General features: G+C 45.5%; 21 protein-coding genes. 16 read left to right on the plus strand and 5 right to left on the minus strand.

All coding sequences use genetic code 11. The features are described 5' to 3' along the window. Positions 1 to 74 precede the first annotated feature (74 nt). The 3 genes from ACN6MV_RS10405 to ACN6MV_RS10415 are packed head-to-tail and all read left to right on the plus strand — an operon-like array spanning position 75 to position 1,931. Positions 75 to 500 (plus strand): DUF6157 family protein, encoded by a 426-nt coding sequence (locus ACN6MV_RS10405; RefSeq protein WP_375102537.1) that lies wholly within the window; start codon positions 75 to 77, stop codon positions 498 to 500. A 15-nt stretch (positions 501 to 515) separates the two neighbouring features. Further along, positions 516 to 1,265, plus strand: coding sequence for a GNAT family N-acetyltransferase (locus tag ACN6MV_RS10410; RefSeq protein ID WP_042126245.1), 750 nt, complete (start codon positions 516 to 518; stop codon positions 1,263 to 1,265). A 21-nt stretch (positions 1,266 to 1,286) separates the two neighbouring features. Continuing rightward, positions 1,287 to 1,931 carry a class I SAM-dependent methyltransferase gene (locus tag ACN6MV_RS10415; RefSeq protein WP_419886300.1) on the plus strand — a complete coding sequence of 215 codons (645 nt, stop codon included), beginning with the start codon at positions 1,287 to 1,289 and terminating at the stop codon, positions 1,929 to 1,931. Here the strand turns inward: ACN6MV_RS10415 and ACN6MV_RS10420 are convergent. Together ACN6MV_RS10420 and ACN6MV_RS10425 are read right to left on the minus strand one after the other, a co-directional pair. Further along, positions 1,905 to 2,708 (minus strand): MBL fold metallo-hydrolase, encoded by an 804-nt coding sequence (locus tag ACN6MV_RS10420; RefSeq protein ID WP_419886301.1) that lies wholly within the window; start codon positions 2,706 to 2,708, stop codon positions 1,905 to 1,907. The two genes, ACN6MV_RS10415 and ACN6MV_RS10420, sit on opposite strands and share 27 nt — an antisense overlap. A gap of 147 nt (positions 2,709 to 2,855) precedes the next feature. Next, positions 2,856 to 3,440, minus strand: coding sequence for a helix-turn-helix domain-containing protein (locus tag ACN6MV_RS10425; RefSeq protein WP_375102540.1), 585 nt, complete (start codon positions 3,438 to 3,440; stop codon positions 2,856 to 2,858). A gap of 164 nt (positions 3,441 to 3,604) precedes the next feature. Between ACN6MV_RS10425 and ACN6MV_RS10430 the strand changes: the two genes are divergently transcribed. From ACN6MV_RS10430 to ACN6MV_RS10470, 9 genes are all read left to right on the plus strand, one after another. After that, positions 3,605 to 3,892 carry a Dabb family protein gene (locus tag ACN6MV_RS10430; RefSeq protein ID WP_042126253.1) on the plus strand — a complete coding sequence of 96 codons (288 nt, stop codon included), beginning with the start codon at positions 3,605 to 3,607 and terminating at the stop codon, positions 3,890 to 3,892. Between the two features lie 209 nt (positions 3,893 to 4,101). Then, on the plus strand, positions 4,102 to 4,542 hold the full coding sequence (locus ACN6MV_RS10435) for a DUF86 domain-containing protein (RefSeq protein WP_419886302.1): 441 nt from the start codon (positions 4,102 to 4,104) through the stop codon (positions 4,540 to 4,542). 59 nt (positions 4,543 to 4,601) lie between these two features. Continuing rightward, on the plus strand, positions 4,602 to 5,267 hold the full coding sequence (locus ACN6MV_RS10440; protein ID WP_042126257.1) for a helix-turn-helix transcriptional regulator: 666 nt from the start codon (positions 4,602 to 4,604) through the stop codon (positions 5,265 to 5,267). 100 nt (positions 5,268 to 5,367) lie between these two features. Continuing rightward, a complete protein-coding gene (locus ACN6MV_RS10445) occupies positions 5,368 to 5,820 on the plus strand; it encodes a YtxH domain-containing protein (protein ID WP_375102541.1) in 453 nt (150 codons plus the stop codon). Between the two features lie 253 nt (positions 5,821 to 6,073). Continuing rightward, positions 6,074 to 6,880 (plus strand): glutamate racemase, encoded by an 807-nt coding sequence (gene racE, locus ACN6MV_RS10450; protein ID WP_419886741.1) that lies wholly within the window; start codon positions 6,074 to 6,076, stop codon positions 6,878 to 6,880. A 205-nt stretch (positions 6,881 to 7,085) separates the two neighbouring features. Then, entirely contained in the window at positions 7,086 to 8,294 is a 1,209-nt protein-coding gene (locus tag ACN6MV_RS10455; RefSeq protein ID WP_419886303.1) for a M14 family zinc carboxypeptidase, read from the plus strand. A 110-nt stretch (positions 8,295 to 8,404) separates the two neighbouring features. Further along, positions 8,405 to 8,656, plus strand: coding sequence for a hypothetical protein (locus ACN6MV_RS10460; protein ID WP_419886304.1), 252 nt, complete (start codon positions 8,405 to 8,407; stop codon positions 8,654 to 8,656). A 125-nt stretch (positions 8,657 to 8,781) separates the two neighbouring features. After that, positions 8,782 to 9,084 (plus strand): HesB/IscA family protein, encoded by a 303-nt coding sequence (locus ACN6MV_RS10465; protein WP_042126263.1) that lies wholly within the window; start codon positions 8,782 to 8,784, stop codon positions 9,082 to 9,084. A gap of 41 nt (positions 9,085 to 9,125) precedes the next feature. Continuing rightward, the gene (locus tag ACN6MV_RS10470) at positions 9,126 to 9,365 is read left to right on the plus strand and encodes a DUF1450 domain-containing protein (RefSeq protein ID WP_042126265.1); all 240 of its coding nucleotides are present in this window, start codon (positions 9,126 to 9,128) and stop codon (positions 9,363 to 9,365) included. A gap of 88 nt (positions 9,366 to 9,453) precedes the next feature. Here the strand turns inward: ACN6MV_RS10470 and ACN6MV_RS10475 are convergent, their stop codons facing one another. After that, positions 9,454 to 11,472, minus strand: a complete 2,019-nt coding sequence (locus tag ACN6MV_RS10475) for an LTA synthase family protein (protein WP_419886305.1) — start codon at positions 11,470 to 11,472, stop codon at positions 9,454 to 9,456. Between the two features lie 154 nt (positions 11,473 to 11,626). Then, entirely contained in the window at positions 11,627 to 12,766 is a 1,140-nt protein-coding gene (locus tag ACN6MV_RS10480; RefSeq protein WP_042126269.1) for a THUMP domain-containing class I SAM-dependent RNA methyltransferase, read from the minus strand. 225 nt (positions 12,767 to 12,991) lie between these two features. Between ACN6MV_RS10480 and ACN6MV_RS10485 the strand changes: the two genes are divergently transcribed. After that, positions 12,992 to 13,621: an O-methyltransferase gene (locus ACN6MV_RS10485; RefSeq protein ID WP_042126271.1), complete on the plus strand. Its 630-nt coding sequence runs from the start codon at positions 12,992 to 12,994 to the stop codon at positions 13,619 to 13,621. A 7-nt stretch (positions 13,622 to 13,628) separates the two neighbouring features. Here ACN6MV_RS10485 and ACN6MV_RS10490 read toward each other — a convergent pair whose 3' ends face one another. Then, positions 13,629 to 14,849, minus strand: coding sequence for an MFS transporter (locus ACN6MV_RS10490; protein ID WP_042126273.1), 1,221 nt, complete (start codon positions 14,847 to 14,849; stop codon positions 13,629 to 13,631). Positions 14,850 to 15,127: 278 nt separating this feature from the next. On the opposite strand from ACN6MV_RS10490, the gene hemE reads away from it, so the two are divergent. The 3 genes from hemE to hemG are packed head-to-tail and all read left to right on the plus strand — an operon-like array spanning position 15,128 to position 18,599. Beyond that, positions 15,128 to 16,189, plus strand: a complete 1,062-nt coding sequence (gene hemE / locus ACN6MV_RS10495; protein WP_042126274.1) for a uroporphyrinogen decarboxylase — start codon at positions 15,128 to 15,130, stop codon at positions 16,187 to 16,189. Positions 16,190 to 16,224: 35 nt separating this feature from the next. Beyond that, positions 16,225 to 17,181, plus strand: coding sequence for a ferrochelatase (hemH, locus tag ACN6MV_RS10500; RefSeq protein WP_419886306.1), 957 nt, complete (start codon positions 16,225 to 16,227; stop codon positions 17,179 to 17,181). Beyond that, positions 17,178 to 18,599, plus strand: coding sequence for a protoporphyrinogen oxidase (gene hemG, locus ACN6MV_RS10505; RefSeq protein WP_419886307.1), 1,422 nt, complete (start codon positions 17,178 to 17,180; stop codon positions 18,597 to 18,599). Before hemH ends, hemG begins: the two co-directional genes overlap by 4 nt. The last annotated feature ends 128 nt before the right edge of the window (positions 18,600 to 18,727 follow it).

Genomic DNA, 18,727 nt, shown 5'->3' on the forward strand with positions numbered 1-18,727 from the left:
TCAGCTATGCTTATAATAGAACTATGAATTATCATAGAAGGAATATATTTCAATTAATAATAGAGGTGTTGCACATGAGTTATACAAACACTTTCATTCGGGTAGCAGAAGATTGTCCTGAGGAAACAGGAATCCCCCCGATGTCTTGTCGTACACTCCCGCCTGCTCATGTAATTCAGTATGAGCTGCTTATCAATGAACCCTATAAATACAATCATGAAGAGCTTCTGTACGAGATTCATGTGCGGCATAAACAAATCCCACAGGAAGTACGAATGAACCGTAAGGAAGAAATATGGAATGAGCTATTTTCCAGAAAACATCCATGCCTGCGGGCCTCTTTACTTCCGAAACGTTTCGGTTGGGGAGTTCATTACAATGCAGATGGGAAAATAGCACTATACGGCAAGGAGTCCCCTGAATACGACTATTTTACTTCGTATGGTGATGAAGCAGTGAAGCTGCTGCCAGCGATGCGTAATAAGCGGGAACGCGGTTAATAAGGAGGGGATAGCATGTATAAATCAATAGAGGAAATTACACTCAATACTTGGCCGGCAGAGCAGAGTGTTCTCCTAAACGGCTGGGTACTGCGAACGGCTGCAGGTTATACGAAAAGGGCCAATTCGGTCAATCCATTGTATAGTGCTGAGGGCTCTCTTACCGATCTTACAAACCAAATCAAGCTTGCTGAGCAGTACTATAAGGCTGCGGGATTAAAGCCTGTGTTTAAAATAACACCGTATATCCAGCCAGCGAATCTGGACGAGCTGCTAGCGGATCGCGGATACACAGTTGTTGAGCCATCCTCTGTAAGGCTTCTAGATCTAGAGGATTTAGCTACTCCTGATCATCGATATGAGGTACAAGTTCAGGAAAGCCTGACTGAAGAATGGCTAAATGTCTTCACGAAGCTCTCTGAGCTATCCATTGAGAATCGGAGCACATTAACTAGAATGTTATGTGCTTCGGTCTTGCAGCAGGGCTATGTTCTTTTGTATAAAAATGGTGTTCCTGCCGCTTGCGGTCTAGGTGTTATTCAGAACGGATACATAGGTCTCTTTGATATTATCACGGCTTCCGATCAGCGTAGACAAGGTATGGCGGAGCAATTGCTGCTTGCATTGCTTCACTGGGGCAAGACGCAGGGAGCGACAACCGCTTTTTTACAGGTTGTACAAGCGAATGCTGGTGCTTCGGTTTTGTATGACAAGCTCGGTTTTAAGGAAATATATCCATATTGGTATAGGGTGATGGGCGATTAAAGCAAAGCGAGGCGATGACGTATGTCCGAGTACTGGAACCGGCGGTTCGCTCAGGAAGGAATGATCTGGGGAAGTGAGCCAAGCCCTACGGCTATGGAGGCAAAGACGCTCTTTCGTAAGAATAATGTGAGGTCCGTACTTGTACCAGGAGCAGGCTATGGGCGGAATACGAAGGTGTTCTCCAGTGAATTTGAGACCATTGGTATTGAATTAAGCGGGGCCGCACTCGGGCTTGCGGTGGAGTGGGACCCCGCATGCTTTTTTATTTCCGGTTCCGTGTTAGACTGCAATCTAGAGACGAAGGTAGATGCTATCTACTGCTATGACTTATTGCATTTATTTCTTTATGAGGATCGTCGTAGGTTGCTTACAAATTGTCTGGAGCAATTGCACCCCGGAGGGCTGCTTTATTTCACTTCTTTTTCCGATGAGGATCCGAATTACGGCTGTGGTGCATGCTTGGAACCTGCGACCTATGAATATAAAAAAGGGAAATTCGCTCATTTTTTTAGTGAAGCTGATTTAAAACAGCATTTTGAGCATATGGAAATTATTAAAACTGGCACCAATATCGAGACACTTAGAGACCCTCAGGGATCAACCAGTCAATATGTCCTAAGATCTATATTCGCAAGAAAATTACACGAACTTCCCTTGACCCGGTAGCGCCATTTCTTTGAAATTTTTGCATAAGTGGGCTAGCTGAGTAGATAACTTCTCACCTTCCATAGGCACCCCGTGTCCAGAGAGAACGATATGAGGATTTAGGAGTGCAAGGGTTCGGACTGACTTTTCCGCGTCTTCCCAGTCCGTTGTGAAATAAGAGGGCGGGCCGTGTACAACCTGATGCTGTGTAGCCACTGCGAAAACGGACTCTTGTTTGACTGTAAGAAAGGTGTCACCAGCAATCAGAACCTTATCCTCTGGTCTGAATAGGGAAATATGGCCGGGACTATGACCGGGAGTATGGATCCATTTCCAGCCTTTTGCTCCAGGGACGGTTCTTTCTTCCGGCAACGGCTGTACGGCTGAACCAAGGTCGATACCGCGATGTGAAAATAATGAGGACACCGTACTCATCAGTCCGCCGCCTACGGCCGGGTCCGCTGGAGGATAGTCCGCTTTACCTGTTAGATAAGGAAGCTCAAGCGGATGAGCATATACGGGGATATTCCATTCCTCAAGAAGCTTTTTTACGCCCCCGATATGGTCAAAATGTCCATGTGTCAGGATAATGGCGACTGGGGGCTTCTCGAACTTCTCTTTAGCAAATTCAATAATCCTATTTGCGTATGAGCTGAGTCCTGTATCTACAATGATCCAGTCCGAATGGGGCTGGCCGATGAATGCGCAATTTACGAACATAGTTCGTAGTCCGATGACACCGGGGGCCACGTCCCAAGTATCGGTGTAGCCTTCAGATAGTATTCCATCAAGTCTCATCTTACGCCTCCTGTTCCGTTCTAAAAATCTGAAGAAAGTACCTAAACAGTAGTATGACCCTTTTTCAAGAAAAAAATATGGCAAAAAACCCTTCTCCTAATTAAGGAAGAAGGGCTGGCGTTAATCTAATTAAGCGTTAGGATCACATTAGAGCGTTCCGCAGTCTGCAAATAGAATATGGCGTGGAATCCGGAAGAAGGCTTCGGCTTTTTCCTGCAGTGCAGGAGTCGGCAGATGGCTGCTGTGCAACCATTTACGGAACGTTCCGGGATGAACCCCTATCCAAATACTTACATCGGTTACGGAAAAATCGTAAACCATACAAAGTCCGGTCAGAATCACATTGCTGCGCGGTGAACTGGTAATACTTCTTTTCATAAAGCGAGAAGGTGTTGGTTGACATACAATTGGACTTTGACGAATCAGTGTTTCATTAAACAAAATGTGGGGCGGGTACCCGAGCAGGCGGCAGGTCTTGTCAATGTTATTGTTGGAAGGGATACGACCTTCGTATACCCAGGCACTTACACTGCGAGAGGATATACCAAGATCTTCTGCGAGTCGTGAAAGTTTGATATCCTTAGCCATCAATACAGCAAGTAACACACGGTTTCTAATCTGGCTACGCTTTGGACGGCGGAATCTTTTTACACGAACGCCTTGTCCAAGATATTTGCGGTTGATCAGAGACCACGCCTGGATATTATGAGTTTCTTGTTGGTTACTAGGCATAATTCCTCCGATTTTTTAAAAATATACTACAACACTTTCCTGTACATCGGCAATGGTTAATGCTGCTATTTCTGTCATCACTTCTTAAGTTTCTTTCAGAACGCGTAAGCTTATGATATATTTTTAATATCTAATTACAATATTACAACAAGGAGCGAGATAGAATGATCAAGCATATAGTGTTTTTCAAATTGAAGGACCGGTCCGAAGAAAGCGTTGCGGCAACGGTAGCCGTACTGCGAAATATGGAAGGTAAAATCCCGCAGCTCCTTTCGATTGAAGTGGGTGCTGATATCATTCATTCTGATCGATCCTTTGATATTGCGCTTGTTACGGTGGTAGCTTCTCTAGATGATTTACAGGCTTATCAGGTTCATCCGGCGCACAAGGAAGTCATAGCTCATATTAATGAAGTGAAGGAACTTTCAATTGCTGTAGATTACGTAATTTAAGCGATAAACTGATTGAATAGCATCATCATTTTATACCGGAAGCGGTGACAGGAATGCGTGAGCTCGAGTATCCGATGGAAGCGTTAACTTATTTGGTCGTTTTTCTTGCGGCAAGTTTCATTATGTTCTTTTGGCTGAAACGCCGCGGCAAACGCGGTAAGTAGAGATAATGCAGATTTCTCTAACTATTTTGACATGGGGGTATTACTGTGTATTATGTCAACCGCAAACAAATCGAAACCATTCTTGCTCAAATCCCAGATATAACCACGGGTCTTCGGACTGTAGTAGCTTCATGGGATGGCAACACTTTAACCGGACTAATACAAGAACGCTGCCTTCATCTGGCGATAGAGGTGGTCACGGACGTTGGTAGTTGTCTGATTGACGGTTTTATTATGCGTGATGCTGGAAGTTATGAGGATATCATTTCAATCATACATGAAGAAAAAGTGCTAGGTAAAAGTGAAATATACGAGAGATTGATAGAGCTTGTTGCGCTCCGTAAGCCGCTCGTGCAGGATTATTTTGCCTGGGAAAGAGAAGCTCTTCACCCGCTCACTCCAATCCTTCCAGAGGTGCTAGAGAAATTTGCTGTTGAAGTAGGGAATTATTTGGATCAGGAACTAGGGTCCGGTGTAACGCTATAATAGCATAAGATAGAATCATATAAAATAGGCGATAGCCGTGAAAGAGAGGGGGTTCCTTTATGATGAAGATGGGGCAGGAAAATGGATCGACAAGGCACTTGATTATGACGCTCCTGAAAACGAAAGGACCACTGACCATCGGCGCGCTGGCAGAAGAGTTGGGAATTACAGAGATGGGTGTCCGTCGTCATGTGCTTCAGCTGGAGCAGGAGGGACTTGCTAAGACAAAAGTGGTTCGGCAAGCGATGGGGCGGCCTTTACATATGTACTCTTTAACAGAAAGGTCCGAAGACTATTTTCCAAAAAGCTATCACAATTTGGCTTTGGAGCTTCTGCGTGAATTAGATTATGGCAGTGGATTGGAAGCTGTAAATACATTATTTGAGGGACGCCGTCGGCGGATGCTCACCCAGTATGCACCGATGATGGAACGCCGGAATTTGGAAGAACGAGTAGCCGAGTTATCGTCGATCCAAAATGCCGGGGGATATATGGCGGAGTGGAACCGTGAAGAAGACGGTTCGTATGTCATAAGAGAATACAACTGCCCGATCCGCCAGGTGGCTACCCAGTATCGCAAAGCTTGTCAATGCGAACATAGCTTATTTGAGGAATTGCTGGATGCTAAAGTTACAAGAAGTGAATGTATGGCAGAAGGTGGACAATGCTGCCGATACGCTATTGCACCCAAAAATGTAACAGACAAAACTTCTGAAAAGTCGTAATAATTAGTCACAAGACAAACTCCTGCTGCTTATGATATAGCAGATATAGGCATTAGCCCGGTAGAGCGGGAAGCAATGAATTTAAAGGAGAGATGAAACGATGAAAAAGGACACTAAAGGTTTGTTATGGGGAGCTTTAGTCGGAAGTGTGGTTGGATCGGTGACAGCACTTCTGTTCGCACCTAAGCCAGGAAAAGAGCTGCGCAAGGATATTGCGGAAGGAACAGCTGCTGGCATTGAAAAGGTACAGGGAATTGCCGTGCAGGCAGGTGACAAGAGCGTCGAGCTGTATGACAAAGCTAAAGATTCTATCGGCCATGTCGTACATGAGGTCCGCGAATGGAGCAAATCATGCTCTGGTGCTGTTGAAGAAGATACAGCTACTGTAGCTGTAAGTGGAATTGCTACTGAAGAAACCATTCAAGAGGCTGCAGTCACTTTGGAAGAGGTCACGGAGTTAGAGGTATCGCCTGTAAGTGATGAAGCTGGCAGTGAAGAAGCTAGTCTTGAAGAAGCTCAGTCAGATGACAAGGACAATAACGAAATCGCATAATGAAACTGTGGATGGATTCTTTAGTTTACGTTCAAAAAGTACTTATTCTCTTTTAATAGAGCCGCTTTTTCGCATTGGGCGGAAGGTGGCTTTTTTATTTCATTCTTATGGACCTGTTTAATAATGGAAAAAGTATTGGCTTGAACTAAGAGTACAAAAGGAGTATTATCTGCAATTGGGGCTGAAAGTCAGGTACATTTTGTTTTCGGCTTACATAAGCTACACAAAACAAGTAGAAGGAAGCGGTGTGTTCGTGCAGCAAGCTATCGCAATATTAGACTCAGGTGTGGGAGGGCTAACAGTTGTCAAAGAAGTGATGAGGCAACTCCCGCGGGAGAAGATCATTTATTTCGGAGACACGGCCCGAGCTCCGTACGGACCCCGTTCGACCGAGGAAGTAACACTGTTTACAGAACAAATAGTAGATTATTTGATCCAGTTTAATCCTAAAATGATTGTTATCGCTTGTAATACCGCAACAGCCGCGGCACTCGATTATATCTCAGCCAAGGTCTCGATCCCTGTCATTGGGGTGATTCATCCCGGAGCCCGTGCTGCAATTAGCGCGACCAAAAGCGGACATGTCGGCGTGATCGGTACAATTGGAACAATTAGCAGTGGGGCTTATACTAATGCGCTGAAGCAGCTGTCTCCATTCGTTGAGGTTGTTAGTCAAGCCTGCCCAGCGCTTGTCCCGCTTGTAGAGCAAGGCATGTTCCGCTCAGAGAAAAGTTATGATATTGTAGAGCAGGCATTGGAATGCATTAAAGATACTAACATCGATACTTTAATTTTAGGATGCACTCATTATCCATTTCTTGTTGAACCTATTGGAGAGACCATGGGACCGGGAGTCAAACTGATCAGTTCCGCAGATGAGACAGCTCGTGAGATCAGCACGATTTTATATGATAAAGGCAAGCTGTCCATCGGGGACGAAAGCCCAATTCATCAGTTCTTCTGCAGTGGTGATGCTGAAATGTTTCAGAGAATTGCCCGAGACTGGCTTGGAGAACAAATTAGACGTACCCCAGTAGTGTGGCAAGTATCCACGTTATAAGCAGAGCAATGTTGAATTGAATAGGGACAAACTCTACGGAGTGTAAGAAAAAAGGCTGGGAAGCACGTTTCCCAGCCTTTTTTCTTGTGATTCATTTCTCCTTCATGCAGGGGAGTGGCACTTGCATACAATAGAGTTAAGTGCTGTTTGCTGCTATTTTTGTATCTACCGTATCAGCAATTAAAGGCCGAGAGGATGAGACCTAATGCGACAATATATTGCAAGCAGGGGAGATACCGTAAGCCGAATTGCCGCCCTGCATGGATTAACCCCTGAGCATGTGATTCAAGGTAATCCATGGGTTGGGAGACAGTCTTATTTATATCCGGGTCAGGTTTTATTTCTGCCGTCTTCACCCCGTAAGAGATATGCGGTGCAAGAAGGGGACGATCTTGAACGAATAATCTCATTATTCCATGTGAATTTAGATGATTTGGAGAAGCTTAATCCAGGTGTGACCTCAGGACGCTGCTGTACACCGGGAAAAGTACTCGTCATTCCACCTCCGATTCCAGAGCGAGTGGTGTTCTTGCGTGGAGAGTACGGCCCGTTTGATGTCGAGAACGACATCAGCAGTCTGATTGCACAATATCCTTTTATACAAGCACATCCAATTGGCAACAGTGTGCTTGGCAAGCCGATTCATGTGCTTAAAATAGGGAATGGTAGCCGTCATCTGCATGTTAACGCGGCTCTGCATGCTAATGAATGGCTGACCTCGCCTTGCTTGATGTCGTTTATAGAAGAGTACGCAGCAGCTTATGCTAAAGGTTTGGCATGGAATGGTCATCGCCCAGAGGAATGGTACAATAACTGGACTCTATGGGCTGTTCCCATGGCTAACCCCGATGGCGTGGAATTAGTACAGGAAGGTGTTTTGCCAGGCCACCCGTATTATGCGGATCTTATGAAATGGAACGGGGGACGGCGTAGCTTCCGCCATTGGAAGGCCAATATACGCGGTGTGGATCTCGGGGATCAGTTCCCTGCCCACTGGGAAGAGGAACGGGAACGTCGGGGGGTATTCCTGCCCTCTCCGCGTGATTACAGTGGTCCTGAGGCGCTTAGTGAGCCTGAGGCAGCCGCACTGGCAATACTTGCTGAGGAAGTGCCCGGAGAAGCTGCAGTGTCTTTGCATAGCCAAGGGGGAGAGATCTACTGGAATTACCGGGGATATGAGCCTTCCGAAAGCCGTGAACTAGCAGCACGGCTGGCCGCTGCGAGCAGCTATCGTGCAGTCGAATTAACGGGCAGCGATGCTGGATATAAGGATTGGTTCATCCAGACCTTCCGCAAACCTGGATTTACAGTAGAACTAGGGATCGGCAAAAATCCGTTACCACTGGCAGATTTTGAAGATATGGCACTAGAAACGGGTCTAATTTTGGGAACGATACTATCCAATGTGAAATAATTATGAAACAATTACAGTAAACTTGCGTAACATAAACCATAGGGTATGGCCGCTGTCGTCACTACACGTTATCCGCGGCTGTATCCTTTTTACTTGGGAGGAGGACCACTATGAAACTGAAAAAACTGCTGTCACTGAAGCGATGGTCTGCCATCTTCAGTAGTTCCTGGCGATATGTAATCTCCCCTAAAGTCGCAGTTGGGGACAAGCTATTATTCACAATTCCAGTGCTGCTCTATTGGGTGTTGCCAGATTTCATGCCGTTTTTACCGATCGATGATATTGGAGTAACAATGCTCCTGATGGGCTGGTTCGTATCACGGATGGGAAGGAAATACCCGGCACTTCAGGCCGGAAAATGAGGCAGTGAAGTGAGATTTGCCTCGGATTGTGTATCTAATTTGTTAATATAGTTGCTTTTAGATATCAATTACCTTTAAAATAGGTAATTGAGTATTTAATTTAAGTACTAGGAGATGGATAATAGATGAAGGTCAAAATTACCCGCAATGCGGCTAAAGTGATAAAGAAACAAATGGAACTTGAAGGAAACAGCGAGTTGAAGCTTCGCGTAGCGATTACGCATGCTCACGGTGATCACGCTCACTACGGACTGGATTTGGACACGCCTAACGAGAATGATGTTGTAGTGTCGACAGATAAGGAAATCGATGTTATTCTTGATCCGAATCAACCGCTCCTTGATGGTGTGGTCGTTGATTATTTATATCTTCCTGAAGAAGGTTTTGTTATTACTAATCCGTCTAAAGGTAATCACGGCGATCACTAAACGTTTCGCCTTAAATTTGGGACATAAAGAAGGGTTGCTCCATGGCTAACGATATACAAGTGTGCGATGAATGTAATTTTATGAAATTGAAGAGTATCATACCCAAACTGCAAAAGATGGCGCCTGATGCAGAGATCAAGGTCGGCTGTAAGTCGTACTGTGGTCCATGTGGCAAACGGGCCTTTGTATATGTTAATGGTCGTTATGTGAGTGCTCCAACAGAGGAAGAAGTGTTGAAGAAGGTAGAAGCTTTTATCAAGCAACCGGCCGTTCAGAAATAATGCAGAGGTCTTATCCATCAACTTAAAAAGCCCTAAACCCGTGTTGATGACGGAGTTTAGGGCTTTTTTTAATTATAGATCGGAATTTTTATGGCGCGGTTTCTTCTTTTCGGAGCATTTTGATGCCATCGTATTTCATGATATCGTCTGAGATTTGCAGTCGTTGCTTGCTTGTCTCGAACCCTGTACTGCACCCCGCAACATCAATAACTTCGCGGCTATCGAGGCTATAACAGGTACCCTTGTCGAATTGGCCATTTTCACTTGGGAGATAGGATCTCTTCGCATCGGCAAAGGCACCGGTTCGCAGTGTCACAAGTCGCTCTTTGCCGCTGAACAGATTATTACCCATAAGATAATAAGGATCTTGGGAGATCCCCAGCAGATGGAGTAAGGAAGGTGTGAGATCCAATTGACCCGCCGGATTAGAATCAACGACCGAGGCGTTAGTGCCCGGGAGATGAATGAGTAATGGAACTTGGTGCATGATTTGATGCATGTCGAGTTTACTTAGGCTTTTGCCAAGAAATCGCTCGTAATAAGAGGTCTCTTGGATGGAATTATCATGATCCCCATAAAAGGCAAGAATCGTATTATCCCACAACCCGCGTTGTTTCATATCACTTACTAATTGCCCTAAAGCTTCATCCGTATAGTGAACAGCCTGCAAATAATCACCGAAGATAGTCCCATTAAACTCCCCAGTATCAAGCCCTTGCTTGTCCGTAGGGAGAGAATAAGGATGATGACTAGATAATGTAGTCAAAAAGGAGTAAAAGGGTTGCTGTATCGATTCTGCTGTATCCATCATATTCAGTGACTGCCTCAGGAACGATTTATCTCCCAATGACCAGCCTAGAGGCTCATCGATCTTGTAGTCTTTTTTACTATAAAAATGGTCATACCCCATCGCCTTATACATGATCTGTCGATTCCAGAAGCTTCCCTCATAGGCATGGAAGGCATTGGTGCTGTAGCCCTTTGACTTCAAAATGGCAGGCAGTGTGTCAAACTGATGATCCGGGTAACGGACAAACACTGAGCCGGAGACCAGCGGATAGAGTGAACCATTAGAGGCGAAATCCGCATCGGAGGTTCGTCCTTGTGAGGTCTGATGATAGTAATTACTGAAGTAGGTGTTCTCTTTGATAAGCGCATTCAAATTAGGTGTGATCTCTTGTCCATTAATCGAACGACCCACTACAAAATTCATAAAAGCTTCGGCTTGAATCACAATGATGTTGCTTCCGCTGTATTTTCCAAAGCTGTCGTTAAGTGCGCTTTGCTCAGCATTGTGTTCATTGAACCAAAGCTTCATGGAGCTGGCTTCCTCCTGTGGAAGCTCGGGCTGAGGGCCTAGATGATCTTTGGCATACAAGTAAATATCATAACCGTGAAATCCAATGAGTCCTGTAACGTTATACATCGCCAAGCTCCACCAGTTACCCGTAAACAACCCCTTAGCCCAGGTAGTGGCATAAGAGTGGATAGGGCCAAAGGTCAGAATGCACCCCAGTACCAATGCAACGACACCGTTAGCGCTCCGTTTCAGTACTGTCATTAAGCGTGATGAAGGGCGGGAATGACTTGTACGAGCATAATAGGAAGCCTGCCCATTGTTATAGGTATGGGTGTTCCGGCGGAATAGTACTACGCAAAAGACGTAAACGAGAAACAGCAGCCAATCCGCGAACAAATAGAGATCAGAAGGACGGAGCAGTGCAAAGATACTCCCGCCGAGTGCATCGATTTGTCCGGCTTGAAACAGAACGGGAACGGTGATGAAATCTTGAAAGTATCGGTAGTAGACAATGTCAGAATAAATAAGTAATGTCAGGAGCAAGTTTATGATTATCAGGGCTATGGTTTGACCACGTCGGGGGAGCCATAGCACCCAAAATGACAATAGCATAACTGAACCAAGAGCAATCAGCTTATCGAGACGGTTCATATCAATATTTGGGGCATGCAGCCCGCTGTGAAGAAACATTAGCTTAGCGAGCATAATGCCAAGAAAAAGGATATAACCGATATAACGGGAGCGGACAATAGGGATGATTCTATCTGTTAAGGACGAACTGCTCCTCGTAAATGGATCTTGTGACACATTAAAGCCTCCTAACGCTGTAAATGAATAGGTAAGAAGAAACGGACACCGTCCTCTATTGAGGTAGATGTCCGTTCTTAATTAAAAATATAAGAAAGTATAAGTTTCACACCATACTTCATGTCTTATATTTCTCGCATAATTGAATTCCAAATTATTTTGGATTTCTAGGTGGAAGTGGACCCAAGTATTGATAATATTGACACTCAATACGTCCGTTATACAGCTTGCGACGCTTGTCCGCTTTACGGCCGTAATATTGTTCGAATTCCTTATAAGGACTGATGGCAAAGAATGACCAAGTCGGTAGATACAACATCATTTCACCAAATTGGCGAGTCAGCTTCTCTACCTCTTTGTCATTACTGATCCGTTCTCCATATGGAGGGTTGGTGATGATGCAACCATATTCCCCTTGGGGTCTTGCTTTGGCGGCAGCCATCACGGTGAAGGTGATTTCTCCGGACAGGCCGGCGCTTTTAGCGGCAGCTTCAGCGATTTCTATGGCAGCAGGATCAATATCAGTGCCGGTTAGCTGTAACGGATAATCGTCTCGCACGGCATCGAAAGCTTCTTCGCGGGCTTCTTCCCACAGATACTTAGGAATGACTGGCCAATGTTCCGAAGGGAAGGAGCGGCGAAGTCCCGGTGCGATATTCCAAGCGATCATAGCAGCTTCGATCAACAGTGTTCCTGAACCGCAACAAGGATCATATAGCGGTCGGTGGCCATTCCAGCGGCTAAGCTGGATTAGCGCAGCAGCCATCGTTTCCTTCAGTGGCGCTTCGGTTGCTTGTCTGCGGTATCCACGTTTGTGAAGTGCAGGTCCAGTAGTGTCTAGTGTAATAAGCGCGATATCATTTAACAAAATCACTTCGATTACATAACGAGGTCCGTTCTCTGGAAACCAGTCCGTATGGTAGGAAAGCTTTAGCTTTTCAACAATAGCTTTTTTGACAATCCCTTGGCAAGCGGGTACACTCGTTAGTTGTGATTTATGGGACCGGCCTTCTACCGGAAATTCTCCATTCTCTGGAATCCAGTCTTCCCAAGGAAGGGCTTTGACACCCTCGAATAATTCATCAAAGGTTTTGGCTGGAAATTGGCCCATTTTTACTAATACGCGGTCCGATGTACGCAGCCATAAATTACAGCGACAGATGTCGATATAATCACCACTGAACAATACACGACCGTTTTCGACCGTGGTCTCATAACCCAGTTCGTTTAATTCGCGCGCTACTACAGCTTCTAATCCCATAGGGGCAGTAGCGATTAATTGTAATTTGCTCAAATACGCTCAACTCCGTTTAACTTGTAGATAAATACAAAAAGCCAGTACAATAAGAAGAAACGACATTGTCGTCCTTTAAAGACGATAAGCGTTTCTCGCAAAAGCATCCATACAAGTATATGGGAATGTGGGACACTTCACAATGCCCGGCATTCCATAAACCATAAAATTTTCCCCGTCATCCCTTAAATCGAGAAAACGGGGGATCATCAAAGGAGAATCTTTATGCTTACACAAGAAGAGTACAGTGAACAACTTTATACCGAGGACGAAATCCTGCTTCAGGTAAAAGAAGCTATCGTCCAAGCGGGTATGCCGGAGGTGTCTGTCGAGCCGGGATACGGAAGACTGCTCACCATGCTTGTTAGATTGTCCCGCTCGAAGCGTATTTTGGAGATTGGCGCACTTGGCGGCTACAGCGGGATTTGCTTATCCCGTGGTTTCGCAGCGGGTGGCCGGCTGACCTCACTAGAGCTAAGGGCCGATTATGCTGAACTTGCTCGCCGTAATTTAGAACTGGCCGGATTCGGAGATTCTACGGAGTATAGAATCGGCCCTGCTATGGACAGTCTGAAGGCTCTGGAAGCAGAGGGCGCTAAGTTCGATTTCTTTTTCATTGACGCAGATAAGATTAACTACTCTAATTACTTAGAATATGCCATTAAGTTGGCTAACCCAGGTGCGATTATTGCTGGTGATAATATTTTTCTCCGCGGACGGACGCTAAATACAGATCGAAATGGGCCTGCCATTCTTGCAGTACGGCATTTCAACGAAATGATCGCTACCGATGAACGTCTGATCAGCACTTGTCTGCCAGCCTATGATGGACTGGCGTTGGCAATGGTGAAATAGCAGAAAATTAGCGAAATAGCCGTGGTGGAGTAGCTTTGTATAGCTTAACCCGGACCCATACGGTGTTCAACAGCAACAAGCTTCCGGAGATGATAAACAGTCCCTCAATACCAATATAACCAGATAGAAAGCCGCCTATGATAGCTCCCAGCATATTGCCAAGTGACAATGTGCTGCCGTTGAAGCCGAATGCGCGGCTTTCTTTCCCGTCAGGGGTATAAGACCGGATAAGCGCATTAACGCTGGGCAAAAGACCGCCCATAAAAATCCCCATGAGAAAACGGACAATGATTAGCTGCCACACGCTAGTAACGAATGCTTGCGGAATCAGGAATAGCGAAGCCCCGATTAACGCGTAGGTCAGAATGCGGTGTGCGCCGACTTTATCACTCAGCTTGCCGAGCAAGGGGGAAGCCAGCATGTTGGAGATCCCTGTAACTGCGCTGACCATTCCGGCTAAAAAGGCTATATTCTCAGCAGGCCCATTTAACTTTTCAACATACAGTGGCAGCAAGGCCATGGGGCTGATCATTGCAAATTGCAGCAAAAAGGTTACACCAAACAGCGCCGGGAGCTGAGGGATCTTGATCAATTCCTTCAAGCCCTCCATTACTGACACCTGTGGCTCTTGTGCCGCTTCTGCACGATCGAATTTCTCTTTAACGAGAAACAGTGCCAGTAGAGAGGCGATGAAGAGCAAGGCGCCAACGACATAAAAGATCGGACGAAATCCGATTAAATCAGCAAGAAAACCACCAATAAGTGGTCCAAGGATGGTACCCGCAACAGAACCCGACTGCATCAGCCCCATCGAAAATCCCATACGTGCTTTCGGAGTAGTACCCGATACGAGTGCGATGGAAGCGGGATTGAAGCCGGAGATTGTACCGTTCAGCAGTCGCAGTAAGAGCAGCTGCATAGGGGATTGTGCGAAGCCCATCAACACCATAACGATAGCCATGCCAAAGCTGGAGCGCAGGAGCATGATTTTACGTCCATATTTGTCAGCAAGTTTTCCCCATAATGGCTGGAAAATGAAAGAAGTTAAAAAGTTTGCGGCAAAAATAAGGCCCGCCCAAATTCCAATTTCATGCTCACCCTGAACTCCAAGATCCTTAGCAAGATACAAGGTCAGGAACGGTGTGATCATCGTCATTCCGGCATTTACCAAGAATTGTCCGAACCAAAGCACTAAGAGGTTGACCTTCCATGTCTCCCATTTCTTCAAAGTGCTTTCACTTCCTTTCAAAGAATTTCAGAAAATACATGATTCACAGAAAAATAGACATTTTATCAGTATATCATTTTTTTAGCTTCAAAAGTGCAATACATGTCATAGTAATGTCATAGGATTGTCATTCCACGATCTTCGTTTTGCTTGTTACAACCTTTTAAAAAGGGCATAATAGTAAGTATGCCGATCAAGCATAAACGCCATCGGCGTCCTTATTAGGACGGTAAGCGTTTATTTTAAAAAATCTTATAAAATATAATGGAGATCTTATCATGACCTACAACGACACTTTTATCCGCGCCTGCAGAAAGCAGGAAACGGAGCACGTTCCCGTATGGTACATGCGGCAGGCCGGCCGTTATGATCCCGAGTACCGTAAAATCAAGGAAAAGTACTCATTGCTTGAAATCTGCAAACAGCCTGAGTTGGCGGCTGAAGTAACCTTGATGCCTGTGCGCAAGCTAGGTGTGGACGCGGCCATTTTGTATTCAGACATTATGAATCCGGTCGCTTCTATCGGTGTGAAATTTGATATCGTCAAAGATATTGGCCCTGTGATCGAGAATCCGATTCGCTCTGCAGCAGATGTCGAGAGACTGAAGCCTATTGATGTTGAAGGCGATCTCGGACATATTTTGGAGACGATTGCTATTCTGGATAAGGAGCTGGACGTGCCCTTGATTACTTTCGCAGGCGCACCGTTTACAATTGCCAGCTATCTGATCGAAGGCAGACCTTCCAAAGGATATATTCGGACTAAAGAGCTAATGTACAGTGAACCCCGTGTCTGGGAAATGCTGATGGACAAGCTCGGCGATATGATTATCGCTTACCTCCGCAGTCACGTGCGTAGTGGTGGAAAAGCGTTTCAATTGTTCGACAGCTGGGTCGGTGCCCTTGCGCCACGCGATTTTGAAAAATATGTGTTACCGACGGTTTCTCGTATTTTTTCCGAATTATCTGATCTTGATGTACCGAAAATATACTTTCCTGGCGTAAGCTCTGGCGAATTGCTACCGAGTCTTACGAAGCTTCAAGCGGATGTAATCGGGGTGGACTGGCGTGTGAGCTTGTCCGAAGGTCGACGCAGAACCGGTGGGAAATTTGCGATTCAAGGCAACCTGGATCCGTATTTACTTACAGCGCCGATGGACGTCTTGAAGGAGCACGCGAAAGCGTTAATTGATGAAGGGGTACAAGAGCCGGGATATATCTTCAATCTGGGTCATGGCTTATTCCCGGAGGCTTCTTTAGAGAAGCTTAGAGAATTAACGGAATATATTCACGAATATTCACAGGAAGTATTGAAAGAATCAGCCAAACTGCGTTCTTAAAAATAGCCTATTAAATCTATAAGGGGATGGAATCCGTGACAGCAAAAATAGGTGTTCTCGTCATGTCGTATGGCACTCCTAAAAGCTTAGAAGACGTTGAAGCATATTACACTCATATTCGGCGAGGTAATCCGCCGACAGCGGAGCAGCTTAAAGAATTAACAGATCGCTATGAAGCGATCGTCGGGGGTGTATTCCCGCTGCGGGAGAACACAGACCGTCAAGTAGCTGCATTACAGGCAGCACTAAACGCGGATAAAGCTGGGGCGGATGTTGAATTTGTCTGCTATCAGGGTTTGAAGCATGCCTATCCGTTTATTGAGGACGGCGTCGAGGCTATGGCGAAGGACGGCATTACCCAAGCGGTTGGTGTTGTGCTTGCCCCTCACTATTCAAGCATGAGCGTGGGTGGCTATATCAAACGTGCTCAGGAAAAGGCTGATGCATGTAAAATCAACATGGGTTTTGTGGAGAGCTACCATATGCACCCAGTATTGATCGATGTTCTAAGCCGGAGAGTAACTGCGAAAATAGATCAATATATCGAAGCAGGCGCTACTCGCGATGAGATAAGGGTATTATTTAGCGCGCATAGTCTTCCAGAGCGTATTCTAGCTATGGGCGATCCTTATAAAGATCAACTATTGGAGACCTCAAAGGCTATTGCAGATCAAGCGGGGATAACCAATTGGCAGTTTACGTGGCAAAGCGCAGGACGGACAGCTGAACCATGGCTTGGACCAGATATTCTGGATACACTTCAGCAGCTTAGCAAGGAACAGGTAGAGTATGTTCTAGTGGCACCGATCGGGTTCGTATCCGATCATTTAGAAGTGCTGTATGACCTTGATATCGAGGCAACAGTCGTAGCTTCAGAGCTGGATATGCGTCTTATGCGGATTGAATCATTAAACAGCGATCCTGCGTACATGTCGGTATTGAGCGATGTTGTTCGTACAAGATTGAATCAAATGTCGGCCGGTCAGTCATGACTGGTCCCTCTAGGCGAATTGTTATCATAGGCGGTGGGCTGAGTGGACTCAGCGCCGCCTTTTACATTCGTAAGTTTTACAAAGAAGCTGGCATGAAACCTGATATTGTACTGCTAGAGAAAGACAAGACTCTTGGTGGGAAGATCGAAACATTGCACCGGGATGGATTTGTGATTGAGAAAGGTCCGGATTCTTTTTTAGCTAGCAAAACAGAGATGATTGAATTGGCTAAGGAATTAGAGCTAGATCACGAGCTGGTGAACACAAATCCAAAGGCAGAGAAGACCTATATACTACAGCGTGACAAGCTTCACCCTATGCCTTCCGGTCTTGTGCTTGGAATTCCTACTGAACTAAAGCCATTTCTATCAAGTGCTCTGGTTTCATTCGGTGGCAAAATACGCGCGCTGATGGACTTGATCCTTCCTCCTAAGCGGAGTAATGACGATGAATCCCTCGGACAGCTGATTGAGCGACGTTTAGGTACTGAAGTGATGGAGAATTTGACCGAACCGCTATTAGCCGGTATGTATGCTGGGGATTTACGCAAAGTCAGCCTACAGGCTACCTTTCCGCAATTTGGAGAAGTAGAGCGGCAGTATGGTGGTCTTATTCGTGGAATCATAAAAGAACAGAATTCCTCCAAGACAAATACGAGCACAAAGAACAGCACTTTTTTGACATTTCGAAAAGGACTACAAAGTCTCGTGCATGGCTTGATTCATGAACTGCATGATGTAGAACAGCGAACTGAAGCTGCGGTGGTCTCTATACATGCTACAGGAACTAATGCTTCTCGTTATGAGCTAGAACTGGAAAGTGGCGAACGGCTACTTGCGGATGAAATATATATCACCACACCAAATTCTTTTGCTGCCGAACTTTTGCGTCCACATGTGGATGTTTCAGCACTCGATGCGGTAAATTATGTATCGGTTGCGAACTTAGTCATGGCCTTCGACAAGAAGGATATCGAAATTGATGATGCTGGAGCAGGTTTTCTTGTGCCACGTAAGGAAGGGCGCAATATTACTGCCTGTACATGGACGTCAACGAAGTGGCCGCATACGAGTCCAGATGATAAAGTACTTATGCGCTGTCATGTAGGCCGTTCCGGAGATGAGCAGAATGTTCAACTTCCAGATGAGGCTCTTACGGAGCTAGTGAGTAAGGATTTACGAGAGATCATGGGCATTACAGCGAAACCTATATTCACGGAAATTACTCGTTCGGAACATTCGATGCCACAGTATCCTGTTGGACATCTTGACAATCTTTCTAAATTCCATAGGGAGCTTGAGACCACACTTCCTGGGCTATATGTCTTTGGAGCTGGATATGATGGAGTGGCAATGCCCGATTGCGTCAAGCAGGCCAAGCTTACAGCACAAAGCGCTGCAAAGTGTATATCGAATTAATGTTCATTTACAGGAGAGTTAGAATTATATAATGAACGGTGAAGCGAAAATTATTTTGCTTCACCGTTTTTGTTTAATAGAAGAATATCCGATTTTAAAAATATAAGGAAGTATAAGTTTTACGCTAT

The sequence above is a fragment of the Paenibacillus sp. B-A-8 genome (assembly GCF_048572915.1).
GTDB lineage: Bacteria > Bacillota > Bacilli > Paenibacillales > Paenibacillaceae > Paenibacillus_AQ.

Bases quoted from the DNA above. Each gene is read 5' to 3' on its own strand.
- ACN6MV_RS10405 (WP_375102537.1), top strand. From the start codon at position 75: ATGAGTTATACAAACACTTTCATTCGGGTAGCAGAAGATTGTCCTGAG.
- ACN6MV_RS10410 (WP_042126245.1), top strand. From the start codon at position 516: ATGTATAAATCAATAGAGGAAATTACACTCAATACTTGGCCGGCAGAG.
- ACN6MV_RS10415 (WP_419886300.1), top strand. From the start codon at position 1,287: ATGTCCGAGTACTGGAACCGGCGGTTCGCTCAGGAAGGAATGATCTGG.
- ACN6MV_RS10420 (WP_419886301.1), bottom strand. From the start codon at position 2,708: ATGAGACTTGATGGAATACTATCTGAAGGCTACACCGATACTTGGGAC.
- ACN6MV_RS10425 (WP_375102540.1), bottom strand. From the start codon at position 3,440: ATGCCTAGTAACCAACAAGAAACTCATAATATCCAGGCGTGGTCTCTG.
- ACN6MV_RS10430 (WP_042126253.1), top strand. From the start codon at position 3,605: ATGATCAAGCATATAGTGTTTTTCAAATTGAAGGACCGGTCCGAAGAA.
- ACN6MV_RS10440 (WP_042126257.1), top strand. From the start codon at position 4,602: ATGATGAAGATGGGGCAGGAAAATGGATCGACAAGGCACTTGATTATG.
- ACN6MV_RS10445 (WP_375102541.1), top strand. From the start codon at position 5,368: ATGAAAAAGGACACTAAAGGTTTGTTATGGGGAGCTTTAGTCGGAAGT.
- ACN6MV_RS10455 (WP_419886303.1), top strand. From the start codon at position 7,086: ATGCGACAATATATTGCAAGCAGGGGAGATACCGTAAGCCGAATTGCC.
- ACN6MV_RS10460 (WP_419886304.1), top strand. From the start codon at position 8,405: ATGAAACTGAAAAAACTGCTGTCACTGAAGCGATGGTCTGCCATCTTC.
- ACN6MV_RS10465 (WP_042126263.1), top strand. From the start codon at position 8,782: ATGAAGGTCAAAATTACCCGCAATGCGGCTAAAGTGATAAAGAAACAA.
- ACN6MV_RS10470 (WP_042126265.1), top strand. From the start codon at position 9,126: ATGGCTAACGATATACAAGTGTGCGATGAATGTAATTTTATGAAATTG.
- ACN6MV_RS10485 (WP_042126271.1), top strand. From the start codon at position 12,992: ATGCTTACACAAGAAGAGTACAGTGAACAACTTTATACCGAGGACGAA.
- hemE (WP_042126274.1), top strand. From the start codon at position 15,128: ATGACCTACAACGACACTTTTATCCGCGCCTGCAGAAAGCAGGAAACG.
- hemG (WP_419886307.1), top strand. From the start codon at position 17,178: ATGACTGGTCCCTCTAGGCGAATTGTTATCATAGGCGGTGGGCTGAGT.